The 24,280-nt window shown below is 45.0% G+C and carries 19 protein-coding genes; 6 read left to right on the forward strand and 13 right to left on the reverse strand.

The window, feature by feature from the left end; all coding sequences use genetic code 11:
- Window positions 1-209 precede the first annotated feature (209 nt).
- Together Q1A86_RS06410 and Q1A86_RS06415 are read right to left on the reverse strand one after the other, a co-directional pair.
- Window positions 210-1,490 carry an aminotransferase class I/II-fold pyridoxal phosphate-dependent enzyme gene (locus tag Q1A86_RS06410; RefSeq protein WP_299804339.1) on the reverse strand — a complete coding sequence of 427 codons (1,281 nt, stop codon included), beginning with the start codon at window positions 1,488-1,490 and terminating at the stop codon, window positions 210-212.
- 157 nt (window positions 1,491-1,647) lie between these two features.
- The gene (locus Q1A86_RS06415) at window positions 1,648-2,172 is read right to left on the reverse strand and encodes a DUF3087 domain-containing protein (RefSeq protein ID WP_299804342.1); all 525 of its coding nucleotides are present in this window, start codon (window positions 2,170-2,172) and stop codon (window positions 1,648-1,650) included.
- 407 nt (window positions 2,173-2,579) lie between these two features.
- Here Q1A86_RS06415 and Q1A86_RS06420 point away from each other — a divergent pair, with 407 nt between their 5' ends.
- The 3 genes from Q1A86_RS06420 to Q1A86_RS06430 all read left to right on the forward strand — a co-directional run bounded on the left by Q1A86_RS06420 (window position 2,580) and on the right by Q1A86_RS06430 (window position 5,511).
- Window positions 2,580-3,932: a Na+/H+ antiporter NhaC family protein gene (locus Q1A86_RS06420; RefSeq protein WP_299804345.1), complete on the forward strand. Its 1,353-nt coding sequence runs from the start codon at window positions 2,580-2,582 to the stop codon at window positions 3,930-3,932.
- A gap of 136 nt (window positions 3,933-4,068) precedes the next feature.
- A complete protein-coding gene (locus tag Q1A86_RS06425; RefSeq protein WP_299804348.1) occupies window positions 4,069-4,782 on the forward strand; it encodes a DUF998 domain-containing protein in 714 nt (237 codons plus the stop codon).
- Window positions 4,783-4,794: 12 nt separating this feature from the next.
- On the forward strand, window positions 4,795-5,511 hold the full coding sequence (locus tag Q1A86_RS06430; protein ID WP_299804352.1) for an RNA pseudouridine synthase: 717 nt from the start codon (window positions 4,795-4,797) through the stop codon (window positions 5,509-5,511).
- Between the two features lie 720 nt (window positions 5,512-6,231).
- Here Q1A86_RS06430 and Q1A86_RS06435 read toward each other — a convergent pair.
- The 3 genes from Q1A86_RS06435 to Q1A86_RS06445 form a co-directional block, all read right to left on the reverse strand.
- The gene (locus Q1A86_RS06435) at window positions 6,232-6,699 is read right to left on the reverse strand and encodes a helix-turn-helix transcriptional regulator (protein ID WP_299804355.1); all 468 of its coding nucleotides are present in this window, start codon (window positions 6,697-6,699) and stop codon (window positions 6,232-6,234) included.
- Between the two features lie 1,024 nt (window positions 6,700-7,723).
- Window positions 7,724-9,880: a S46 family peptidase gene (locus tag Q1A86_RS06440; protein ID WP_299804358.1), complete on the reverse strand. Its 2,157-nt coding sequence runs from the start codon at window positions 9,878-9,880 to the stop codon at window positions 7,724-7,726.
- Between the two features lie 293 nt (window positions 9,881-10,173).
- Window positions 10,174-11,373 carry an amino acid permease gene (locus tag Q1A86_RS06445; protein WP_299804361.1) on the reverse strand — a complete coding sequence of 400 codons (1,200 nt, stop codon included), beginning with the start codon at window positions 11,371-11,373 and terminating at the stop codon, window positions 10,174-10,176.
- A gap of 669 nt (window positions 11,374-12,042) precedes the next feature.
- Between Q1A86_RS06445 and Q1A86_RS06450 the strand changes: the two genes are divergently transcribed.
- Window positions 12,043-12,597 carry a TMEM165/GDT1 family protein gene (locus Q1A86_RS06450; RefSeq protein WP_220759050.1) on the forward strand — a complete coding sequence of 185 codons (555 nt, stop codon included), beginning with the start codon at window positions 12,043-12,045 and terminating at the stop codon, window positions 12,595-12,597.
- Window positions 12,598-13,079: 482 nt separating this feature from the next.
- On the opposite strand, the gene katB is transcribed toward Q1A86_RS06450, so the two are convergent.
- The 8 genes from katB to Q1A86_RS06490 form a co-directional block, all read right to left on the reverse strand.
- Complete coding sequence (katB, locus tag Q1A86_RS06455) at window positions 13,080-14,546, reverse strand: catalase KatB (protein ID WP_299804367.1); 1,467 nt, start codon at window positions 14,544-14,546, stop codon at window positions 13,080-13,082.
- Window positions 14,547-14,917: 371 nt separating this feature from the next.
- Window positions 14,918-15,166, reverse strand: coding sequence for a hypothetical protein (locus tag Q1A86_RS06460; RefSeq protein ID WP_299804369.1), 249 nt, complete (start codon window positions 15,164-15,166; stop codon window positions 14,918-14,920).
- A 183-nt stretch (window positions 15,167-15,349) separates the two neighbouring features.
- On the reverse strand, window positions 15,350-15,787 hold the full coding sequence (locus Q1A86_RS06465) for a PaaI family thioesterase (protein WP_299804372.1): 438 nt from the start codon (window positions 15,785-15,787) through the stop codon (window positions 15,350-15,352).
- A 162-nt stretch (window positions 15,788-15,949) separates the two neighbouring features.
- Window positions 15,950-16,399: a hypothetical protein gene (locus Q1A86_RS06470; RefSeq protein WP_299804374.1), complete on the reverse strand. Its 450-nt coding sequence runs from the start codon at window positions 16,397-16,399 to the stop codon at window positions 15,950-15,952.
- Window positions 16,400-16,935: 536 nt separating this feature from the next.
- A complete protein-coding gene (gene deoD / locus Q1A86_RS06475) occupies window positions 16,936-17,649 on the reverse strand; it encodes a purine-nucleoside phosphorylase (RefSeq protein ID WP_299804661.1) in 714 nt (237 codons plus the stop codon).
- A gap of 91 nt (window positions 17,650-17,740) precedes the next feature.
- The gene (locus Q1A86_RS06480) at window positions 17,741-18,967 is read right to left on the reverse strand and encodes a NupC/NupG family nucleoside CNT transporter (protein ID WP_299804376.1); all 1,227 of its coding nucleotides are present in this window, start codon (window positions 18,965-18,967) and stop codon (window positions 17,741-17,743) included.
- A 654-nt stretch (window positions 18,968-19,621) separates the two neighbouring features.
- Complete coding sequence (locus tag Q1A86_RS06485; RefSeq protein WP_299804378.1) at window positions 19,622-20,296, reverse strand: response regulator transcription factor; 675 nt, start codon at window positions 20,294-20,296, stop codon at window positions 19,622-19,624.
- 241 nt (window positions 20,297-20,537) lie between these two features.
- The gene (locus tag Q1A86_RS06490; protein ID WP_299804380.1) at window positions 20,538-21,152 is read right to left on the reverse strand and encodes a DUF2238 domain-containing protein; all 615 of its coding nucleotides are present in this window, start codon (window positions 21,150-21,152) and stop codon (window positions 20,538-20,540) included.
- Between the two features lie 256 nt (window positions 21,153-21,408).
- Between Q1A86_RS06490 and serA the strand changes: the two genes are divergently transcribed.
- Window positions 21,409-22,638 carry a phosphoglycerate dehydrogenase gene (serA, locus tag Q1A86_RS06495; RefSeq protein ID WP_299804383.1) on the forward strand — a complete coding sequence of 410 codons (1,230 nt, stop codon included), beginning with the start codon at window positions 21,409-21,411 and terminating at the stop codon, window positions 22,636-22,638.
- A gap of 185 nt (window positions 22,639-22,823) precedes the next feature.
- The gene (ygfZ, locus tag Q1A86_RS06500) at window positions 22,824-23,795 is read left to right on the forward strand and encodes a tRNA-modifying protein YgfZ (protein WP_299804386.1); all 972 of its coding nucleotides are present in this window, start codon (window positions 22,824-22,826) and stop codon (window positions 23,793-23,795) included.
- Window positions 23,796-24,280 lie beyond the last annotated feature (485 nt).

The raw sequence follows: 24,280 nt of genomic DNA on the forward strand, positions 1-24,280 counted from the left end.
CATTTATGCCGTCATTTTTGATGGGCAAAAGCCCAAGCTACAACAAAAAACATATGCAGGCTCTTGACCGTATAGCAGGACGCAGTCCGCTCTCGCAGCGAAGTGTCCTAGAGTCTAGATGCTAGAAATAACAAGACGGAAAGACTGAAGCAAGCGCGATGACAGCCAAAACCCTTTCTGATTTTGGCTGCCTCTATCGTTAACTTACTCTACAGCGCTTTTTCCAGCGCCTGTGCGACATCGGCAATAATGTCATCGATATGCTCAATGCCCACCGAAATACGTACTAAGTCTTCCGACACCCCAGCCTTAACCAACTCGCTAGCATCCAACTGTCTGTGGGTTGTCGATGCAGGATGACAGGCTAACGACTTGGCATCACCAATATTGACCAGACGCAATATCATCTGCAGTCCATCGATAAAGCGTCCACCTGCGAGTTTGCCATCGTTAGACTTGATACCGAAGCTGATGATCCCGGAAGCTTTGCCTCCCGTGATCTTATGGCAGTTATCTTGAAATGGGCTATTCTCAAGCGCGGCGTAATTTACCCAGCTCACCTTTGGGTGTGCCTCAAGATACTTTGCTAAAGCCAAGGCATTATCGCAATGTCGCTCCATTCTTAGGGCCAGAGTTTCCAAACCCTGTAGCAGCAAGAAGGCGCTTTGAGGCGCTAGGGCTGCCCCAGTATTACGCAGAGGAACCACACGGCAACGGCCAATAAAGGCTGCAGGGCCAAAGGCCTGGGTATAGACCACACCATGATAGGAAGGATCCGGTTCATTGAGCAGGGCAAAACGTTTAGGCTGGGCCGCCCAGTCAAACTTACCGCTATCGATAATCACCCCGCCTATGGTGGTACCGTGGCCGCCGATATATTTGGTCAGCGAGTGAATAACAATATCGGCCCCATGTTCGAATGGCTTACACAAGACTGGAGTCGCAACCGTATTATCAACGATTAACGGCACGCCGTGCTTATGGGCGATTTCGGCTAGACGCTGCAGATCGACAATATTGCCAGCTGGGTTACCTATCGACTCACAAAATAACGCCTTAGTGTTATCGTCAATTAAGGCATCGAGCTGCTCGAAATCATCGAATGCCGCCATACGTACATCCACGCCTTGGCGCGGTAAGGTGTGAGCAAACAGATTATAAGTTCCACCATAAAGCTGACTGGTACTGACAATGTTATCACCTACTTGGGTTAGCGCCTGAATCGCATAAGTAATGGCCGCCATGCCAGAGGCTAAGGCCAGCGCACCGATCCCGCCCTCTATCGCGGCAAGACGCTGCTCAAGTACATCCGTGGTCGGATTCATGATTCGAGTATAGATGTTACCCGGCACTTTTAGGTCGAATAGATCGGCGCCGTGTTGAGTATCATCGAAGGTATAGGAGGTCGTCTGATAAATAGGAACAGCTGCCGCCTTAGTGGTTGCTTCCGATTCATATCCATGGTGCAGCGCTAGAGATTCGAGTTTCATCGCGTCATATCCTATTTCATCTGAGTGAAATACGAACATAACAGTCAGCCATCTAGAAGTCTAAATAAATTTAATCCTTACACTATCCACTTAGCTAGACATCACTAGATGGCAGAACTAACAAAGCTAAATAGCAAAGCGAGTCCTGCCGAAGAAGTTATATCTCATCAAGCATTTTTGGCTCAAATTGCTCAGCCGAAACCGTTAAACCCAGCGCGGCGATTTTGTCATTTAACTGTGCGAGATCTTGTTCCACCGTAGAGATGGTGAGCGTGTTGTTGTCTAGGGTGTAGACCTGCTTAAGGCTAGCAAAGTAAAAACTCAAGATAATAAACGCATTCAACTCTTCATTATCAGCGGCCAGCTTTATCTTAGCCAGCTTACGATATATCTGGTTATGCAGTTGCTTTAAGCGCCATACATAATATACCTCTCGCATATATGGCTTATGCTTTTGACTGTTTAATACCGCGCTACACACTGCCAGAGCCAGCACGACGCCAATAACATTGAGGTGAAAGTTACCGGTTGATTCACCACTAACACTTACTGGCGCACCAAAGAAGTGAATTAAGATTGCGCCGAAAACCAGTGCCAAGATAGCTAGGCTAGCCACAAAGCCCATGATCACCAGATTGGTGTTCTTACGATAGGCTTGCTTATCAACATCCATCAATTGCATAGGGTTCTCTTTTCTAATTTAGTGCTTTTAATTAAGTATTCAAATTTAGTGCTTTACGCCTCTGAGGCAGAGCTTAGCATCTAATACTAAATTCTAAATGAAATTTGCTAACAAAATCACTCGGCTCCACATAAAAAGATTTGAAATTACAGCCTAACCTAGGCAACTTAAGCGTTAACTTAAATAGCTTTAACTAAGCCAACCGAGTTCACAAGTTTTACCAAAGTCGACATTAGCAGTAAAAACATCTAGACGTCTAAATTGACAGACGTCTTTCGATCTCATATCCTCTCAACTATTGAGATGTACCATTCTATAATTTAGCTCAGGCTAGAAGTAGTTTGTTCCAGCTAGGAGGGCAATGGGAACAATGGTTCGAAGATAGGTTTAAGATAAGAGAGATAACATTGACGACTTCAAATAATGCCCCACAAGCCCAAAATGTAGCAGCAACTGCCGCTCCATCATTTTTAGCCCTTACACCACTATTTCTGTTTTTAGCCTTATTTATTGGTGCAGGCGTTTACTTTCAAAGCCAAGGTGTAGACTTCGCTTTTTACCAGCTACCGAGTGTAGTCGCGATTTTACCAGCCATTGTTTTTGCCATTTTAATTTCGAAGCAAAAGCTTAACCAATCAATTGAAACTTTCTTAGCCGGTATTGGCCACTCAAATATCATCGCCATGTGCATGATCTATTTATTGGCTGGCGCCTTCGCTGCGGTAGCAAAAGCCACTGGCGGTGTCGACGCCACTGTCGCACTGGGCCTATCTTTAGTGCCTTCAAACTTATTGCTACCTGGCTTTTTCGTGATTGCAGCTTTTATTGCAACGGCCATGGGGACTTCTATGGGTACGATTGCAGCGGTCGCTCCAATTGCACTTGGCGTAGCTAATGAAGCACAAATCGACTTAGCCATTATGGCGGGCGCAGTGATCTCGGGGGCACTTTTTGGTGATAACCTATCTATTATCTCTGATACCACTATTGCAGCCACCCGTACTCAGGGCTGTCATATGAAAGATAAGTTTAAAGAAAACCTGATTTTCGCAATCCCAGCCTCAATCATCACCTTGGTTTTATTTACCTTTGCGGGTCAAGGTCAGGCAGATGTTGCCCCTCAGGATATCGACTTTATCAAGGTGATCCCTTACCTTACTATCTTGTTCTTAGCGGTTGCCGGTCTTAACGTATTTATCGTATTAACCATAGGTATTTTATTAGCGGGTATTACGGGTATCGCCACCATGGATTACGGCGTAATCCAGTTTGGTCAAGATATCTATGCTGGCTTCGGTAGCATGCAAGAGATCTTTATCCTGTCTATGTTAGTCGGTGGTCTAGCCGCGCTAATGCAGCAGCAAGGTGGCTTAGCTTTTGTTAACCAACAGATTGAAAAACTAATTGCACGTTTTTCTAAAGCCAAAGGCGAAGCTTCGTGCCGTGCATCTGAGCTTGGAATGGCGGGCATAGTGGCGGCTACCAACACCTGTGTGGCAAACAATACCGTATCGATTGTGGTAACTGGTGATATTGCAAAAGAGTTAGCCGAAAAGCACGGCGTCACACCAAAGCGTGCAGCCAGCATATTGGATATATTCTCTTGTATCATTCAGGGTCTGATCCCATACGGCGCTCAGGCACTACTTGTAGCCTCAACCTTTAGCCTATCGCCATTAGATGTGGTCACCCACGCATGGTACTGCATGATCTTAGCGGTTGTAGCCGTTGCGATAGTCATCTTCCGTAAGCGTCACTAGGCCGTAAGCGTAAATACTCAGCCATTTTATTACTTATTTGGTATAAAAGTGAGTTCTGACTAAACGCATTCTATAATCAGGGAGTACATACATATGTACTCCTTTTTTTTAGGCGTTAATCATAAGCGGAACCGACATGGACGACAAATTACGGGAAGAATCGATGCAGTATGATCTGCACCGCTTAGTGGTAATGTTGATTTTTCTCGGGGCAATAATAGCAGTAACAGGCGTTTCTTTATCTGTATGGTTTGAATATCAGAAAATCGGTTTCGACGTTATAAACAAACGAGCAGACTTGCTAGGTGATTACACCTACACTCGCTATGCCTATATTTACAACATCTCTCTAATGGTGGCGGGATTATGTATCCTGTTATCCATGATTACATTATTGCTATTAAAGTTAGGCCATTTTAGCCATTATTTATCATGCATCGGGATCGGGGTAGGTTCTTGTGTGGTTCTGATGGGAATATTCCCTATCAACTACTTAGAAACTCACCAACTGGTTTTAACCTGCTTCTTAGTGGGTACACCAGTGATGTATTTTCTCTGTATCATAGATAGGCTTTATCAAGATTCAGCTTGTAGCTGGCCGGTTTTTTTTATCAGTGTTTTAGGCTTTATCTCATCATCTTGGCTGGTTTTTCAGTTAAACTGGCATACCTTGGACTTTGACCCTTGTGACAAGCATTATCCCCAACAAAATTACTGCTGGGTAGCGATGACTCTCTGGGCACAAACTAATATTGTGATGATCTGGAGCCTTGCCCACGCTTGGAACATACGTCAAACGGCCATTAATAATTACCGTGAACTCACACAGCAATATTTAGCTAAAGAATAACTATCCCAATTCATGAGACTCGCAAAATACCTTGCCTTAACCGGCTGCTGTTCCCGTCGCGCCGCGACTCGTTTAATCAGAGACGGCCTAGTCCGTATCGATGAGCGCCTCGCTAACCACGTCGATTGTGTGACCCTAATCGACACTCCAGAAGGTCAGCGCAGCGCCGAGCAGATCTATGTAAACGATGAGCCGATTAGTACCGTCGAAGCTAAAGCCTACTGGCTGTTTAATAAAGCCGTCGGCACCGACAGTCGCTTGCTAGCGCACCTACCAAACAGCTTATTACATCTGTTGCCTGAATCCCCCCGCCTCTACCCTGTCGGCCGTCTCGATAAAGACAGTCGCGGTTTACTGATCTTAACCAACGATGGTGAGCTAACCCACAAGCTGATGCATCCGGATTTTGGTCATGCTAAGACTTACCATGTGCAAGTTGACCGTGCTTTTGATGATGCTTTTCTTGCTAGCATGGCCGCGGGGGTGAGCTATAAAGATGTCACGACTTTGCCTTGTGTGATGAGCCGTTTAGGTTCTGATAAGTATCAGATCACTTTGACCCAGGGATTAAACCGTCAAATACGCCGTATGTCACAGGCGTTGGGGTTTAAGGTTATCGACCTTAAACGGGTATCGATTCAGAGTTTACTGTTAGGGGATTTGGCAGAGGGTTCTATGAGACCTTTGAGTTCCGATGAGCTAACGGAATTGTTAGCTTCTGTTGCTTAGGGTTTAGGTTCGAGTTAACCATTAAACCTTGTCTTACTAAGCTGCGCTTGAGCTTGGAGTTAGACTTTGTCTAACAAGTTCTGTTGAAGGCAATCAAGCTGCGCTTGACCTTTAAGTTAGACTGCGTCTAACAACTAAAGTCGTGAGCTTCCAGCTCACACTCGGGCAAAAGGGGGACAACAGCTTCCCCCTCTTGCATCACCCGAGCCGCCCCGACGAAGTTGTTGATCCTCAGGTATTTTCGAAAATCTCTATCGCCTCAGAATCGCCATCTGATAGACAGGAAGTCTGAATGTCTTAAAGTGCATGGATGCACGAGAAAGACCATGGCTCTACTAAGCCTACCTCATCATCCATGACTCGCTCACGTGATTGTTCTTCAATACCTTAAGCAACTCCGATGGGGAATAGGTGTTTTCTGTTAGCCCGATATCATTCGATAGTTTTCTCTACCCCTATTATTCTTCGGCGACTCTGATGAGGAATGGGTGTCTTCTGTAAGTTTGTTAACAGCAAAAAATAGTTGGTTGAAATTAGCGACAAAGGAGCAAAATCAACTCTTTATCGCCCTTGTTAACGCGCGAAATGCCAGTGTTCCATACTCTTGAGCGAAGCGAAAAACCAGTGTTCCATACTCTTGGGCGAAGCGAAAAACCAGTGTTCCATACTCTTGGGCGAAGCGAAAATGGCACGAGTTTTTAGTCGCTGTTGAACAACTTGTTATATGCCTTTTTCTGGGTCCGGCACACAATAAAGCATTAAAGTTTCGATATTAATGCTTTCATTGAACTTCAAGTGCTTGCGCTTTTCTACTACCCACCAGTTTCCATAAGCTTGAGAGTAGTTACTGTTTTCAAATGAAATGTAAAATTGCTCACCAGGTAAAGGAGGGATTATAGGGTCAAAGTAACTTTGCTGTTCAATACACTCACCTTCAAAGTAAATCTCAAGGATGTACTCTTTTCGGTTTTCCCGTGGATGCTGCACAACCTCGGTTTTAGCATAGAAAATTTCACTCATTTCAATCTCAAATGCTGATGCTAAGGCTTGCTGAGACTCTAAAGATGCCTTTTTACCAGACTCTATTCGCTGAATTGTTTTACTCGATAAGCCAGAGACAAATGATAGATGTTCCTGAGACCAACCTTTTAACTCTCTGAGCTGTTTTACTTTTTTACCTATGGTCATATAAATTTCCCAATTCTTTTGATTGAGTAAAATCTACCATTCCCCTACAGACAGAACAACGACACTATAAGGACATGATTAGGACTAGCGCATAACATTTGTTTTGTGCGCATGCATTTCTAAAAGTGAGCATGGATATTGATGCCTTATCTAAATGACTAAGTAGCAATCACTTATCGATTAGCAAAAGTAGGTCAACAGGCTTATTGTTTATCTGTTCCGCTCATAATCTGAAACTCATAAAGGGGCATTTACGCGTTAGACATCAAGCAACTCAACTTAAAGTAAAACACCAATTATCCCGTGTAGATACGGCTGCGGGCTTCGATGACATGGATGTCATCGCAGAGCTTACAGGGATTGTACTTGCAGCGTCTCGCAGCAGTGTCTGCACATGCGCCCGCTGCAGGCGATTAATAACTCTAAAGCACCGATTTAATACTCACAGCCATATAGCACCGAGCACAAATAGAAATGTAATCAGCCTTCATTCGAAGGTAAACACGTTTTGGGGCAAAACTGAGTTACGAAACTCACAGAAAACACCAGTTCCCCATCGGAGTTGCCGAAGTACGTTGAAGAAATAGTCGTAATGCCCACACGGACGTGGGCATAGCCTTCGCGGGGCAGGATGCCCCATCGGAAGCGTTAGACTATTTCGAATAAGTACGAGGGAGACAACTTCGTCGGGGCGGCAGGGGTGATCCAAGAGGGGATTGCTGTTGATCCCCTCTTGGCCGTGTGTGAGCTGGAAGCTCACGACTTTAGTCAGGCGCAGCCTGATGCCTTAAATCTCAAGTGTGGCACGAAGCGCCACGACGTTCGTTGTTAGACGCAGTCTAGCTGTAAGCTCAAGCGCAGCTTGGTATCTTACAAATGAGTTTGAGCTGAAAGCTCAATACCAACCTTGGGCATATGGCCGCCACCAAACCAACCACCAAAGATCAAAAAAGCCGAAACACTTTCATGTTTCGGCTTTTGCATCTAAAAGACCTATCTAACCTTGATCTATCAAGGTCGCAGATTAATGAACAATTTCCATTTCTTCTAGAAGGTTATCTGCATTATCGAGATACTTCATCACCCAAAGCATATAACGACTATCGACTTGGATAGAACGGTTAGTCTCGGTGTCGTAACCCCAATCACCGATAATACTCTCGTACACACCATCAAACAGTAGACCCACAAGCTCGGCGCGACCATTCAAGGTTGGTGAACCTGAGTTACCACCTGTAGTATCAAGAGTCGATAAGAAGTTTACTGGCACTGAGTCCAATGACTTCACATAGTAATCACCGTACTGCTTGTTAGCGATAAGCTCTAGCTGCTTCATAGGTGCGTTAAATGGCTCTACACCTGTGTCTTTCGCTAAAATACCTTCAAGGCGTGTAAATGGCTCAGCGTATAGGCCATCTTCTGGTGAGTAACCTTTCACATGACCGACTGTTACACGTAGGCTTGAGTTAGCGTCGGCGTAAACGGGCTTACCTTGCTCGCGGTTATAAGCAATGATGGCATCCATATACATAGGACGAACCTTCATCAAGTCACCTGCAAGTTGCTTTTCAGCCTGCTCACGCTTCATGCGCTCATCATAGGTCGCAACGGCGTACTGAATGAATGGGTCTTTTGACTTTTTGAACTCGGCAACTGACTTGTCCATCCAAGCTAGGCGGGTTTCTTTGTCTGAAAGCTTAGTGTTGGCGTACATCTTATCAAGCGTCTTGCTTAGCTTAGCCGCATCAAAATTGTTAGTGATACCAAAGGCTTTATCAAACGCGGGTAAGCGCTGATCTTTTGGAAGCGCTGCGTAACGAGTGATAAGGTCTAACAACATGGCTTTATCAACACTCGCAGCATAACGGCGCTCAATACGCTCCATGCCTGATGTAAAACGTGTCATATCACGCTCTTGATAACCCGGCTCACGTTCCATATCTGGCAGGGCTTTTTCATTGGCTAATCGGTACAGGCGACCAGAAGTACTTAACATGGTGCTGTAACCCATATAGCTAAGTAGTAAATCACGTTCTTGGCCTTGCTGACCTTTAGCAATGAGCTTATCAAGCTCGGCGAGTACCTTACCGTATTGCTGCTTACGCTTGCTATCGGCGCTAATCCAGTTAGCTAGCTTCTGCTCTAGAGCTTTACGGTCATCAAGCATGGTCGATTTACCATAAAACTCGATCATAGAGGTGAAGTTCTTAGCATAGTTAGCTAAACCTGCAATTGAGCTTTCGTACTTAATACGCTCATCGCTGCCCTCAGGCGCGGTCTCTTTAATGATCTCAATTAGGCGTTCACGTAAGATCTTGCCTTCAGGATATGACCACTCAAATTGGTTTTCGACTTCGTTAGCTGTACGGTAACGGTTGGTGCGCCCCGGATAACCAGCAACCATCACAAAGTCACCTTCACTCACGCCTTTAGCCGATACTTTTAAGAAGCTTTTTGGCTCGAATGGCACGTTGTCTTTGCTGAAATCTGCTGGCTTACCGTCTTTTGATACGTAAGCACGATAGAAAGCATAATCGCCGGTGTGACGTGGCCACATCCAGTTATCCACATCACCGCCATACTTACCCACGCTGGCTGCTGGTGTGTATGTTAAACGCACATCGCGAATTTCTAGTTGCTTAACTAGGTAATACTCTAGACCGCCGTGGAAGCTGTATACCTTACAACGGTAACCGTCTTCTTTTTCACACTCGGCAACTAGGCCTTTTTCTTTTTGCTCAATGCCCTTGTAAAACTCGTTACCCTTTTTGTTTTCAAGACCGTTTTTAACCTTGGCGGTCACGTCAACAACGCTTTCAGTCACATACACACGTGAGCCTGGGGTCGCTGGCAACTCTTCGCCAAAAGACTTAGCTAAGAAGCCGTCACGTAGTAGGTTTTTCTCTGGGGTCGAGTTGTACTGAATAGAGCCGTAGGCGCAGTGATGGTTAGTCACTACTAGACCTTTTGGTGAAACGAACGATGCCGTACAGCCGCCAAGGCTTATCACTGCGTTCATTGGGAATTCTGTCAGTTTTGAAATCGAGTTAACATCAATTTCTAACCCTTTCGCCTTAAGCTCATCTGCCATGGCAGGAAGTTGATAAGGCTGCCACATACCTTCGTCAGCTAGAGCGCCAAAAGAGGTCGCCATAGCCGCTGTCAAAAGCCATTTTTTCATTTTTATAAGTCCATTTCTTATCTCTTATTAGAGCTTTATTAAGAGCTTTATTAAGAGTATTTTTTAGATTTTTTGTTGATTACTTGTGCGTCGATATTCAATTTTATTAGGCCGGAAAAACAAAAAAGCCGAGCTCAATATTTTCATATTCGAGCTCGACTTTATCATAAGAAGAGGCGCTGATAACAGTTTCTGAATTAATCTCTTACAAAGCTGTTACCTTGTAAAAAAGCCTTCAAGCCATATACGCTAACTGCATCCTGTATTTAATCTTCTAGTTACAACCTGCCAAGTTATAGTGCCACCCATAGCTGAGCCAGAATAATAGCTAAACCGGCGAGCCCTGCTAGACCGAGTGCGGTATTACCACCACAAACCTGATAACCACCTAAATTTTGCTTACGCTGGCGCAGTGCCATTGCGATAGGCAAGAAGATAATAATCACCACTAGCGGAATAGCCGCAAAACCTAACACCTTGTAGAAACCATCAGGGTAGTACAATGCACAAAGTAGTGGTGGTACAAAGGTCAGTAACCATGTTTGTACGCGGCCTAATGCATTTTCTTTAGCACGTGTAAGCTCGGCAACATAATCTAATAAACTCATGGTCACGCCAAGGAACGAAGTTACCAAGGCGAAATTAGCGAATAGATCGATGAAAGACTTCAACACTGACGACTCTGCAACACCTTGCAGCGCCGTAACAAGCAATGGCAAAGAGCCAGCAAATTCATGTACCGTTTTGCCGCCCAAGGTGCCTAAGGTCACCACTAACCATAGGATGTAGCACACAAGCGGAATGGTTGAACCTATAATTAACACTTTACGCAACGACATGGCGTCGCCATCTAAATAGCGCACTATGGTCGCAATACATACATGGAAGCCGAACGAGGTGAACACAATAGGAATAGCCGCTAACCATAGGTTGGTTAAGTCGCTGCTAGTCACCATACCTTCGGTTGAATTATTCATCATCAGACTCATGTCGACTTCTGGTAGCAAGTAGGCAACCACGATCACCAGTAGCGTGATCATTGAGGTAAACAACACCCGTGACACTTTATCAATCCAGCTAACGCCAATCGCGATAATGCCACCGAAAATCAGCGTAAATAGTAACACCGAGAATTGACTGCCAACGTCCATACCAACCATTGCCATCTTTGATTCAAGCAGCGACGAGCCCCCCATCAAATACACCATGGTGAGCGCGAACAGCAGGCTTAAGAATGAGCCGCCCTGAATAAGCTGGCCTACTTTACCTAAGGTTTTACCGGTAATGCTGTGCAGATTTAAACCAACACCTACCCGTAGGTTAATCTCAAGCATTAGGAGTGAGGTATAAATGGATATACCCCAAATTACGATAAGTAAAAGCAGTGCCGGAATGGTACCTAATGAAGCAGTTGCTAGAGGCAAAGCCAACATACCGCCACCAATTGCCGTTCCTGCGACAATGGCAACTGAGCCAAGTATTTTTGAGTTCACAAAATTGTCCTGTTAAATTTTATTTTTTATTTAGATAGGTCAGATTTAGAACGACTTTGAGGGAGAGAATTGTGCAAGCTAACAATATCATTAACAGCCCCCAATCGAATCTGGTCAAAATCAACCTTAGCGATTCCAATTGGCCCCAACGGCAAGTTAAATAATACGTGTATTCACCTTATCAACTTAGCCACTGAGGCTGGATAAATCGTGGAAAATACAGAGTGAATTGCTTCATTACGGCTCTTTCTCTAAAAAATGACAGACACGACATTAACAGCAGTATTCCCTGTGGGCAAGCCTTCTAAGCGACTTAAAACCAACTCGGCACGATATTGCAACATACTCGCAAAACTTAGATATCAGTTATATGACCTCCCGCATATTTGGCCAAAAAAATCAGCCTTATCTGCGACGGATGTTGAAAAAAACAACTCAGTCGATATAATGCGCCTCCGCTTCAGGGGAGTAGCTATCGGTAGAGTGACGCAAGAATACTTAAGTCTTCTACTGAGTATGTATCAACATAATTGGCCAAATGCCATGGTACATACAGCAATTCGACACAATAGCTGTTGAGTTCGCCCAGCAAGACCTGAGCACCGTACCTCTCTATTTGGGGAAGAGGTTCTGTGCTTAGAATTTGCATCCCCATTAAAGGATTTACTCTTGGAAGCTCTACTCGCCTCGACGTTTACCGTCGCCATTGCTGAGATCGGTGATAAGACTCAGTTACTGGCCCTTATCTTAGCCGCACGTTTTAAAAACAAGACCGCCATCATTCTCGGCATATTCCTTTCGACCTTAGTTAATCACTTTGCCGCCGCTTGGCTTGGGCAATGGGCGATTTCTTGGATCAGCCCGGAAATGGGACGCTATCTAGTCGCGGCCTCATTTTTTGCCATTGCGCTGTGGGTGTTAATTCCTGATAAAGTCGATGCCGAAGAGAGCCGTTTCTATGCTATGGGACCATTCTTAGCCACCTTTATTCTATTCTTCATCGCCGAGATGGGTGACAAAACTCAGATAGCCACTGTGGTGCTGTCGGCTAAATATGATGCCTTAGCCATGGTGGTCATGGGCACGACCTTAGGCATGCTCATAGCCAATGTGCCAGTAGTCATTGCTGGACACTTTAGCGCTGAAAAGCTACCGATGAGCTGGATCCACCGCGGCTGCGCCGTACTATTTGCACTGCTAGGCGTAGCAACCTTAGTTTTTTAAAGAAAGCGAGGACGATTTGAGCTAAGACGAATAAAGCCGAATAGGAGCTTGGAAAAGCCGAAAAAGCTAAGATGGAAAGGCAAAATAGCCGCTGAACTGTTGGTCGGTATTTATGCCGTCAACTTAGCAGTCTTTAGCTGCAACGCTCATGGGCTAACATTAGAAACTGCATACTCGCTTTTGATTGCCTCGTAGGACGCAGTCCACTCTAGCCGCGAAGCGTTCTAGCAACGAGTTTACGAGTGCTCTAGGCTTTTAGATTCTAGATCCTAAAAAAGCCTGTGAAGATTAAACTCCACAGGCTTTTTCTTTCCCGGTATTTACCATCTCAGCTTTATCCGGCTCTCACCGTCTTAGCTTCACCGATTTTGACCGTCTTAGCTTTATCCGGCTCTCACCGTCTTAGCTTTACCGATTTTGACCGTCTTAGCTTCACCCGATTTTAACCGTCTTAGCTTTATCCGGCTTTCACCGTCTTAGCTTTACCCAGCCTTTAACGCCTCTTCTACTCGGCGACCATAATCACTGTCTGCCGCTGTGAAGTGCTCAACCATCTTAGCCTGTGTAGCTTCACTCACCACACTTAATGTGCCGACGATATTGGCAATCAATCTCGCCTTCTCATCTTCTGGTAATAAGCGGTATAAGTCACCCGCTTGGCTAAAGTCATCTTGGTCATAACGGCTGTAGCGGTCTGCTTCACCGTCTAAACGCAGCGGTGGCTCGGCAAATTGCGCCTGATCTTGCAGACCATTATTGCTGTTTGGGCCATAGTTACTACTCGCGTCACCGCCGGTCTGGCTACCCGAGAATGGGCACAGTGTACCCGCCATAGCGCCGCCACGTTGATGATGATTAGCCGTTGTTGCATGTGGACAGTTCACTGGTAACTGATTGTAGTTAGCACCGATGCGGTAACGCTGAGCATCAGCATAGGCAAACAAACGTGCTTGCAGCATCTTATCTGGCGATGCACCTACACCTGGAACTAGGTTACTTGGCGCTAATGCGACTTGCTCAACTTCAGCGAAGTAGTTTTGTGGCATACGGTTTAGTTCGAGTTCACCAATTTCAATCAGTGGGTAGTCGGCATGTGGCCATACTTTAGTGAGATCAAACGGGTTGATCTTGTAAGTGTTTGCCTCAGCTTCTGGCATGATCTGCACTTTAACAGCCCACTTAGGGAAGTTACCGTCACTGATCGCGGCGACCATGTCACGCTGTGATGAATCAGGATCGATACCTTTTAAGATGTCAGCCTGCTCAGCCGTTAAGTTGGCGATGCCCTGCTTTGTTTTAAAGTGGAACTTGACCCAGAAACGCTCGCCCTTTGCATTCCAGAAAGAGAATGTATGCGAACCAAAGCCATGCATCTGACGATAGTTAGCCGGAATACCACGGTCTGACATCAACACAGTAACTTGGTGCATAGCTTCTGGATTGAGTGCCCAGAAGTCCCACATCGCATGGGGATCTTTCAGGTTTGTCTGTGGGTTACGCTTCTGAGTATGAATAAAGTCCGGGAACTTGATGCCGTCACGCAGGAAGAAGGTTGGTGTGTTATTACCCACGATATCGTGGTTACCACGAGTGGTGTAAAAACGTAGACCAAAGCCACGAGGGTCGCGCTCGGCATCGGCAGAGCCCATCTCACCACCTACAGTAGAGAAACGCACAAAGGTTTCAGTTTCTTTACCTACACCGTTAAAGTGATCGGCAATCGTGTAGTCACTCATGTCACGAGTCAGGGTAAACTTACCGTAAACACCTGTACCTTTAGCATGTACGATACGCTCAGGAATACGCTCACGGTTAAAGTGCGCCAGCTTCTCGATAAGATGCCAGTCTTGAAGTAATAGCGGTCCGCGCTCACCAGCTGATAGTGAATTTTGATCATCGCTGATAGGTGCGCCATTTTGTGCGGTAAGAACTCGGTTTTGCTGACTCATACATTACTCCTCAATCTTGGCGTGATCCCAGCCAAGTTTCGATTAAATCAAAAATGGTGGCCATGGTTTATCTCCTGCGTACGAAACGCGGTGGCAATAGGCCTTACGTGATGAGTTAATACTAGTCAGTAATTTACAAACGCGAAAACGATTAAAACAGATAACACTAAACTAAATTACAGATTAGAACGGTAGAAGTATATTGAGCAAGTAAAGGAATAATTGAGAAGTAGTAGAGAAGTAGCAGTAGCAGTAGCAGTAGAGACAGTAAATGCAAAGGGTCGCAAGAGCTAGACAAAAGACAAGCACTCTTTATCTATCTTAGCGCTCGCCCTTCGCTATTTTATCAAGTTCAGACTTAGGTATAAGCTTTAGGTCTCACTCTTGAGCTGGTTTTGCGCCTTATAGAGTATAACTAAATAGTAGGCGTCGATAAGTACGATAAAAAAGTTAACCAGAGCCACTGGGATAGCGTTGATAGCCAACCCGTACGCCACGAACAGCGCCGCACCAACCAGATTCCACCAACGTAGTTTTTTGATGTTAGACATCATCAAGGATATTGCGACGACGACTGACGCAAGGTATCCAACCCACTCCCATATTGTTGCGTTATCCATTCGCACTCCTCATTATCGATATTCGGCCTAAGCAATGCTTTAAGCATGATTAAAGTAATAGGATAAGTATGAGCAAAAGTTAGCCATTAAAACAGGCCTTAGCTAAATAAAATTGCTCATACTTGAGTGGAACTTAGTCGCAGACAGCCACACAGTTCTAACGATTAGCTCTAACGCTCAGTTCTAACGCTTAACCACTGCCGCCGTCATACGAGAGATGCAGCACAGCTCGCCTGCACTGTTATGGATCAACACTTCCCAAACTGAACTACGCTTGCCCAAGTGTACCGCTTTAGCCGTCGCGGTAAGTATTCCGTTACGTGAGGCTTTCAAGTGATTAGCATTAATCTCCTGGCCGACACAGTAATAGTTTTCAAAGTCGACAGCGAAATTAGCGGCGTAGCTTGCAACAGTCTCGGCCAATGCCACATTAGCACCGCCGTGAACGATACCCAGTGGATTATGCACTGCTGGTGTTGCAGGCATAGTCGCCTTCATATAATCATCACCGATTTCGGTCACTGTGATCCCAAGCGTCTGCATTAAGGTGCCTTTACCGTGCATACCCACATCCATTTTTGCACAAACTTCGAGGCTAATAGGCTTAAACCAAATCGACATATTTATATTCCATTCTTTGTATTATTGGCCACAGTCTACTGTGTCAGACAGGATCTTTAAACAGGTATGATGAGTGAGCTTATGCTCTACGCAGGCAGATAACAGTGTAGATAACAGTATGAATAGCAGCGCAAATGGCTATGCATAGCTATGCCTAAACGTTTAAGCCGCTAGAACCTGCGCTCGAGAATGGGCTAGGGTTTGATTCAATAACAAATAGCGATAGCAGAAGATGGTAACTAAGATATCAAGCACACTCTCTAGGCTCATGACAAGGATTATGCAGTAAGCCCGCCAGCCACTCATGTCACCAAATACCCGCTCTAAATAGAAGCCTGGGGCAAAACTTAAGGCCAAAAGCATTAAGCTGCCGAGTAAAATCGGCCATTGTAGTGCCTGAGTATCACGCCAACTATTTTTAAAAGCTAAAACCGCTCCCTGCTTATGCAGCACACAATAAAAATCTGCGAATGAAAGACGCGCCATCACGAAGAACATTGGGAGTATAAGCAGTAAAAAACCGCTTATTAACGCCAAGGTAGAGAGTACATATAAGCCAAGAAGGGGAAGCCAGCGCCGTACGGCGCTATAGATGAGTTGCGTTAACTTCAATCTATCCTTATTTACTATGGCTGCTAGATGAAGTATCAACACGCACTGTGAAAGCGGTAATAAGAGTAAGGTCGAGTATGCCCATATTGGCAAGGAAACATCATTGGTTCTCAGGCTATTAAGCAGGATAATTGGCGATACTATAGAGAGCTTTGCTGCGCATAAAGACCAGAAATGATTAGTATAAATTCGCCAAGTTTCTCTCAGTACAGTAGGTAGCGTATCCATTGTTATCCTTAACATGGCAGAGAAATACTATAAGCTACTATAGTGCAGTAAATTTGAACAGGCTTGAACCGAACATCGCTCAGCAGAGACTCAATGTTGGCGTCTGCTTTGAAATACGCTATAGCACTAGCGTTCGAGGAAGGAAAACAAAGTTGGCCCGCGAGAATACTTAAATTTTTTTTGTCGATTACGCTAAAGAGGCGTCCAACTTAGTGTGCATAATCGCGGGCCAGAGGGTAAAGAGATAAGCTGTTATAAGTTTTCTTATAAATTGCCGCGCAGCCTATCTTGCCAAGCTTAATTCTTTATTAAAGAAGGTCTTCAACAGCATCTAACGTGAGCTTGATCATGTCATTAAGTGTTTGTTGACGCTCTTCTGCAGTAAGGTGAAGGCCTTGGCGTAAGTGATCGGTTACCGTCATCATAGCCAATGCGTTAGCACCAAACTCAGTTGCTACACCGTAAAGACCTGCAGCTTCCATCTCGACACCTAAGATGCCGTACTTTTCCATTAAGTCATAACGCTCTTCATCACCGCTGTAGAACAAATCAGAAGAATATAGGTTACCTACGTGGTAGTTAGCACCTAATTTTTCAGCAGAATCTGCAGCACGCTTAAGTAGGTTAAAGTCTGCAATCATGGCAAAGTCAGTGTTTGCAAAGCGAGTTCTGTTAACGGCAGAATCTGTACTCGCGCCCATCGCCATTACCACGTCCATTAACTTGATCTTGTCGCTCACCGCGCCACATGAGCCAATACGGATAATGTTCTCAACACCGTATTCAGTGATTAGCTCTTTAGCGTAGATAGAAATAGAAGGAATACCCATGCCAGAACCCATAACAGAGATCTTCTTGCCTTTGTATTCGCCGGTATAGCCCAACATGTTGCGTACGTCAGTCACAAGTACAGCATTTTCTAAGAAGTTGTCGGCAATGTATTTAGCACGTAGCGGATCGCCAGGCATTAGGACTGTTTTAGCAAACGCGCCGTTTTCAGCATTGATATGTGGAGTCATGATACTTTCCTTAAAAAAATGAGTACTTGTTTGCGCTAGTAAACAAGTACTCTTTATAAAAATACAAAGATTTCAAAGCAAACTTATCGGAGTCTTAACCCGCTAAGCTATAAAGTAGACCTGCGATGGTACCGCTCATTAAGTTAGCTAGAGCCGCTGCGATTAACGCCTTCATGCCTAGGGCGCTTAAGTCGTGACGACGTTCAGGGCAAAGCGCCGCTAAACCACCAATTACCATGGCTAATGAACCAATATTGGCAAAACCACACAGTGCAAAACTAATGATAATCTGGGTCTTTTCAGATAGCTGATCGGCCACTTTCAAGAAGTCGATATAGGCTACGAATTCATTGATCACCATCTTCTGACCGATAAATGATGCCGCTTGAGTCGCTTCGCTCCAAGGTACACCCATCACCCAAGCAAGCGGTGCCAAAATATAACCTAAGATAGCCTGCATGGTCAGGCCTTCAATGCCAAACCAGCCACCGATGCCACCAAGCATGCCGTTAACCATGGCGATAAGTGCCACGAAGGCAAGTAACAGCGCTGACACTGACAATACCTGCTGCATCCCCATTGCTGCGCCGCTGGCTGCAGCGTCGAGTACGTTCGCTGGCTTGTCTGTCACATCATCCATCACTTTTTTGATGTCGTTTTGTGGTGTTTCAGTCTCTGGCCACATCAACTTAGCAAACAGTAAGCCTGCAGGAGCCGTCATAAACGCTGCTGTTAGTACATATTTAACGTCAACACCCATCTGGATATAACCAATCATGGTGCCGCCAGCAACCGATGCTAAACCGCCCGTCATTACCGCGAAAAGCTCAGAGCGAGTCATGTGCTTAACAAATGGACGTACCATTGAAGGAGCTTCAATTGGGCCAACAAAGATATTGGCTGTCGCAGATAGAGATTCTGCTCGGCTAGAGCCCAGTAGCTTAGACAAGCCGCCACCAATAAGGCCAATAACCAACTGCATAATGCCGAGGTAATAAAGTACGGCAATTAATGCGCTGATGAAGACCACTACAAATAGCACGTTGATGACGAAGATAAAGCCAACACCAAACTTAGCCAGATCACCAAACAAGAAGGTTAAGCCTTCGTTAGCGTAACCGATAACATGCATCACGCCATTTGATGCGCCATCAAGCACTGCCTGTCCCATAGGAACGTACATAACAAATGCGCCAAAGGCGACTTGGAACGCTAACGCACCGAGTACTGTTCTAGGGTTAATTGCTTTTCTATTTTCTGATAGGGCGACAGCTAATCCCATAAGACAAAGCATGCCGAACAAACTGATGAAAACTTCCATACATTTATTACCGTTTAAATCTTGATATGAGCGCAGTGTATACAGACACTATTTTGCTGCAAGGCATTTGGCGGATTTTGGTGAAGATAATTAAACTTTTTACCGCCTTTAGCTGCCATAAGCGATGAAACGAGAGAAATGCAATAACATATCAATATCAGCAAAACATGATGCAAACACCAGACCAACAGCATTGCCACCTTTAAACATACTCCCCAACATAAGAGGTAAAATTAGTACTGCTTTAAGATGATAAAATTTATGCCCAAAACGGTCCAAATCAGATCAAATAAACACACAAATGAAAATTTACAACGTTAATAACGAACGGAATTTGAGCATTCCTTTATGAAAGGCCCGTTTATAGCTTAAATAGTCATTTATCACGCTACATTTAAACGGCTAATAATTAAACTGAGATTAAAAGTACTGAGAACAGTGAAAAATTTGCGCCATGATAAAGGGAAGGATAATTGAAGGTAGAGGCAAGATAAGTAAACTCTGATGGCATATTCAAATACGATTTACTGCAGCTAGCCCCGCTCATCGTCAGAATGAATAGGTAAGACAGCCGTCTCACACACTTTAAAGCTATTTTGAAACAGCTATGTCCCACATGGCTTTAAAGTGTGAATAAAAGGCTCGATAAATCGCTTAGTGGCTTAATCCATATAAATTGAGTTGGCTTTCGAATGACTGTGCCCAGCGCAATAGCTCTACACGGTTCCTAGCTTGGGTTTTTCTAAATATAGAGGAAATATGCGCCTTGACCGTATGCTCACTAATGCAGAGTTTATCGGCTATCTCTTTATTACGTGCGCCGCTAGATACCAATTGAATGATGGTTCTCTCACGATTGGTCAGCCCCTCAAGAGACTCTGCCGCCTCAGTCGTCATGGATTCAGAAGTGCTCATATTATTGACTAATTGACGCAAGACTTTGCTCATCAATGGTCTGTCGAACCAAAGCTCATCATTGAGCATTTTGCGTAATCCCGTTAGCAGCAGATCCATACGCTCGTTAATAAACAGTAGACCACGGATCCCTTGCAGTAGCGCAGCTTCTGTAGATAAACCATCACGTTCGACCTGATAAAGCGCCACAGGAACATGCTTGACTAATTGACTCGCCACCAGCGGAATACCATCGACATCCAGCGCTGCACCTTGCTGAGAAACAAGATAAAAGCAGTTACTGTGACTATTAGGATCAAGCTGGTCGACGTTAGAGATAACCCGCGTTTTCAGTCCAATTGACTCCGCGAGAATGGCTAAGTGGCAAGGAGATGCCACCTGATGAAGAAAGATGACCTCATCAATTTTACTCATCACTTTTCTCCCTGAAAAGTTTTGCCTGTACGCTATATAAAACAAACTCTGAAGTTAATTCAGAGATGAGGCAGAAATAACATCAGAGCCTATTGAATAAGTAGCTGTACCACTACGGCATCAGATTTTTGTTCATACTTTTTGTTCGTACTACGAGCCCCTTCTGGCGACTCGTTGACGCTGAATATAGCGGCATTAACTACCTAGACTAAGGTAGCCTCCTCTATAGCCAGCAAGCTTATCATAGCTTGGCTAGGTTAAGCTTTGCTCGCAACGCCTTATCATGCAAACGACTGAGGAGCAGCACTGCCGAAATAGCCCCAACTAACGCCATAGCCATATCCGATTGAGTGTCCCACACATAGCCCTGGGTACCTAAAAATGCCTCGGCATCTTCTCCTGTAAGCTCGGCCACCCACCACTCAATAAGCTCATAAAAAGCTGAGAATGCTAAAGCAAAACAGATGGCTAAGAAGTTACACCAAGCACCAACCTTGACCACATTCAAGCGAATAAACACTTCGCGCGCCAAAATTGTGGGAATGAAGCCTTGAGCGAAATGCCCCACCTTGTCGTAGTTATTACGCTCGCCCCCCGTCCAGTCCGCAATCCAATCAAACAGCGGTACTTCGGCATAGGTATAATGTCCGCCCACCATCAAGATAATGCAGTGAATCAAGATCAAACCATAGGCTAAACTCGTCAAGGTAAAGTTATTACGGGTATAGATTAAAATGGGCAATGCGATTAAGGCGGGAGCCACCTCTAAAAACCAAGTAAATTGATCCTTAGGATTAATCCCTGACCAAACCAATACAGCGAAGAATATCACTAGCCACGCAGCTCTTTTATTCAAAATATCGTCCCTATATAAGATATTGTTCTAAATTCAGAATAAACACTTTAGCCATCTAGCCCTCCACAGCAATAAAAAAAAGTGCTACTTTGTTACCTCTGTTACGCTTTTGACGCAAATATCTATTGTCGAGGCTTTACAGTCCTTAGTACATTGACAGTCTATACCCAAACCACTCCTACAACGTAGAAGCTAGTCATTTTTGCGGTGGCATTAAGTATACATAATACATATAAACTAAAAGGGTACATAAATCATGGCGAAACACTCGCTGGACAAGGATAAAATTAAGATCCTGCTTTTGGAAGGCGTCCACCAATCTGCGGTAGATGTGCTCGAACGTGCAGGTTATAGCAACATCGAGTATCACAAAGCCTCTTTGGCAGAAGAAGAACTAACCTCTGCAATAAAAGATGCGCACTTTGTTGGCATTCGCTCCCGTACCCAACTCACCGAAGAAGTTCTATCCCACGCAGAGAGACTCGTCGGTATCGGCTGCTTCTGTATTGGTACCAACCAAGTTAACCTGTCTGCGGCAGAAAAACTGGGGATCCCGGTTTTCAATGCCCCATTCTCTAACACTCGTAGTGTGGCAGAGTTGGTCTTAGGTGAAATCATCATGCTACTGCGCGGGATCCCGCAACGTAACGCTCTAGCTCACCGTGGTGGCTGGCTAAAGAGTGCTTCAGGCAGCTTTGAGGCTCGCGGTAAGACTTTAGGTGTCATTGGTTACGGACACATAGGCACGCAGCTAGGTATTCTGGCAGAAACCTTAGGTATGCGAGTGATCTTCTTCGATATCGAAGACAAGCTACCGCTAGGTAACGCACAGCAAGTACATTCATTGCAGCAAGTATTATCCCTTGCCGATGTGGTCAGCTTGCATGTCCCTGAGACGCCTCAGACTAAAGAGATGATTAGCTTTGATGAACTTGCCTGTATGCGTAAAGGCAGCATTCTTATCAATGCCTCTCGTGGTACTGTGGTAGATATCGATGCTTTAGCTGCATCACTAAAAGAAGAGCACCTCGCTGGTGCGGCAATCGATGTATTCCCAGTAGAACCTAAGTCGAATGATGATGAGTTCCTAAGCCCGCTGCGCGGCCTAGATAACGTGCTACTTACCCCACATGTGGGTGGCAGCACAGCCGAGGCACAGGAAAATATCGGCGTCGAAGTTGCGGGTAAACTGGCGAAGTACTCAGACAATGGCTCGACCATGACTGCGGTGAACTTCCCAGAGGTTTCTCTAGCTCAGCATTCTGGCACGTCGCGTCTACTGCATATTCACCACAACCGCCCTGGTATTCTTATCCAGATTAACTCGGCGTTTGCAGAGAAAGGCATCAACATCGCTGCTCAGTATCTACAGACAACGGCTGAAATCGGTTACGTGGTAATGGAAGTCGATTCAGATCAAGCTGAAGATGCGTTAATAGAATTGCAAGCGATTGAAGGCACGATTAGAACTCGTTTACTTCACTGATCTTTAGTGAAATAGCATCTATGTCTTAATCATAGCGAGACATTAAAGAAGGCCGTATAAATAGATTTATGCGGCCTTTGTTCTTTATCCTTAGTGAGTAGTAATAGTTTGAACTACTGCGCTTGCGCAGTGAGAAATTAGCGGTACAATCATTGTCCTTATTGGTTTACTTCTTGGACTTTCTCATGACGCTGTCAACTTCTCAGCCAACTTGGCTTCTTAACGGACAACAGCCTGATCTACTTTTTTCAGAGTTAACCCACCTAGGCTTAATGTCTGTGACAGGTGAGCAGGGGCGCAGCTTTATTCACGGCCAAGTCACTACCGATATCAGCTCCCTAGAAAGTGACCAATGGCGCTGGGGCGCGCACTGCGATCCTAAAGGCAAAATGCTAGCTAGCTTTAGAACCTTCGCTAAAGATGACACGCTTTTCTTGATGATGCCAAAAGACACCTTGGCATTAGACCTACCACAACTGCAAAAGTATGCAGTATTTAGCAAAGCGGATTTAGCCGATGTGACTGATTCTTGGTTACTCCTTGGCGTTGCTGGCGAGCAAGCAAATGCTTGGCTAACCGCGCAGTTTGGCGAACTCAATGCTGAGTTAACATTAATCGATGGCGGCATGATTATTCATGATACGGGTCGTTATATCCTAGCAATTGAACGAGATCAGGCAGAGTCACTCGTTAACGCCATTGAGCAACCAATCTATGATGCAAGCGCTTGGCAAACACTAGAGATCCTAGCGGGTTACCCAAACTTAGGTGCCAGCCACCAAGGCCAGTTTGTTCCACAGATGTGTAACGTTCAGGCCGTCAATGGTATCAGCTTCAATAAAGGTTGCTACATGGGCCAAGAAACTGTGGCTCGCATGAAGTATCGCGGCGGTAACAAGCGCGCACTGTATATTGTTAGCGGCAAGGTAACTGCGCCACTCACAGCCGACAGTCAACTTGAGATTGCACTGGAGGACGAAGAAGGATTCCGCCGCGCAGGTACCATCATCGAAGCAGTACAGCGTGACGGCCAAGTATTATTAACCGCCGTACTGGCTAATGATACTCAGCTCGATGCTAAGCTTAGAGTTGCCGATGATACGGAATCAGAGCTAACACTGATTGCGCTACCTTACTCATTAGATGAGCAGGATTAATCAGTATAGAAATCTGAGCGCTCAGCGAAAGTTTAGCGCTTTTAGATAAGCCAACGAATGAAAAGCCTAGTGAAACTAGGCTTAAGCGCTGACAATCACCTTACAGGTGTGTGATTGGCTGCCGACTTCTACGTTGAATGAATTCACAAGGCTACACGCATTCCACCGCCCATAAATTCGTTTGCAACAAAACACTCTGAGTCGCTAACTTTCTTATTCAGACTGGTATTAGTAGTATTAGCCTAGATAATATCATCCCCCTCCAAACACACAGCACCTTTGGCTTTCTTAGGAACAGCCCCTAAGCTGAAATGAAATCATCAATACACACTCAATACATAATAAAAAGAACACCGTTAGCTTTCTTAGTGGCTCCCCCCTAAACTCATGCTGAACCGAAATCACAGCCTCACTCAATCAGCTAACACGGCTTCATCAATCGATAGTCCATAATGAAAGATCTTATTGGTGTACAAATACGTATA

The sequence above is a fragment of the uncultured Shewanella sp. genome, from assembly GCF_947497935.1.
In the GTDB taxonomy this organism is placed as follows: Bacteria; Pseudomonadota; Gammaproteobacteria; order Enterobacterales; family Shewanellaceae; genus Shewanella.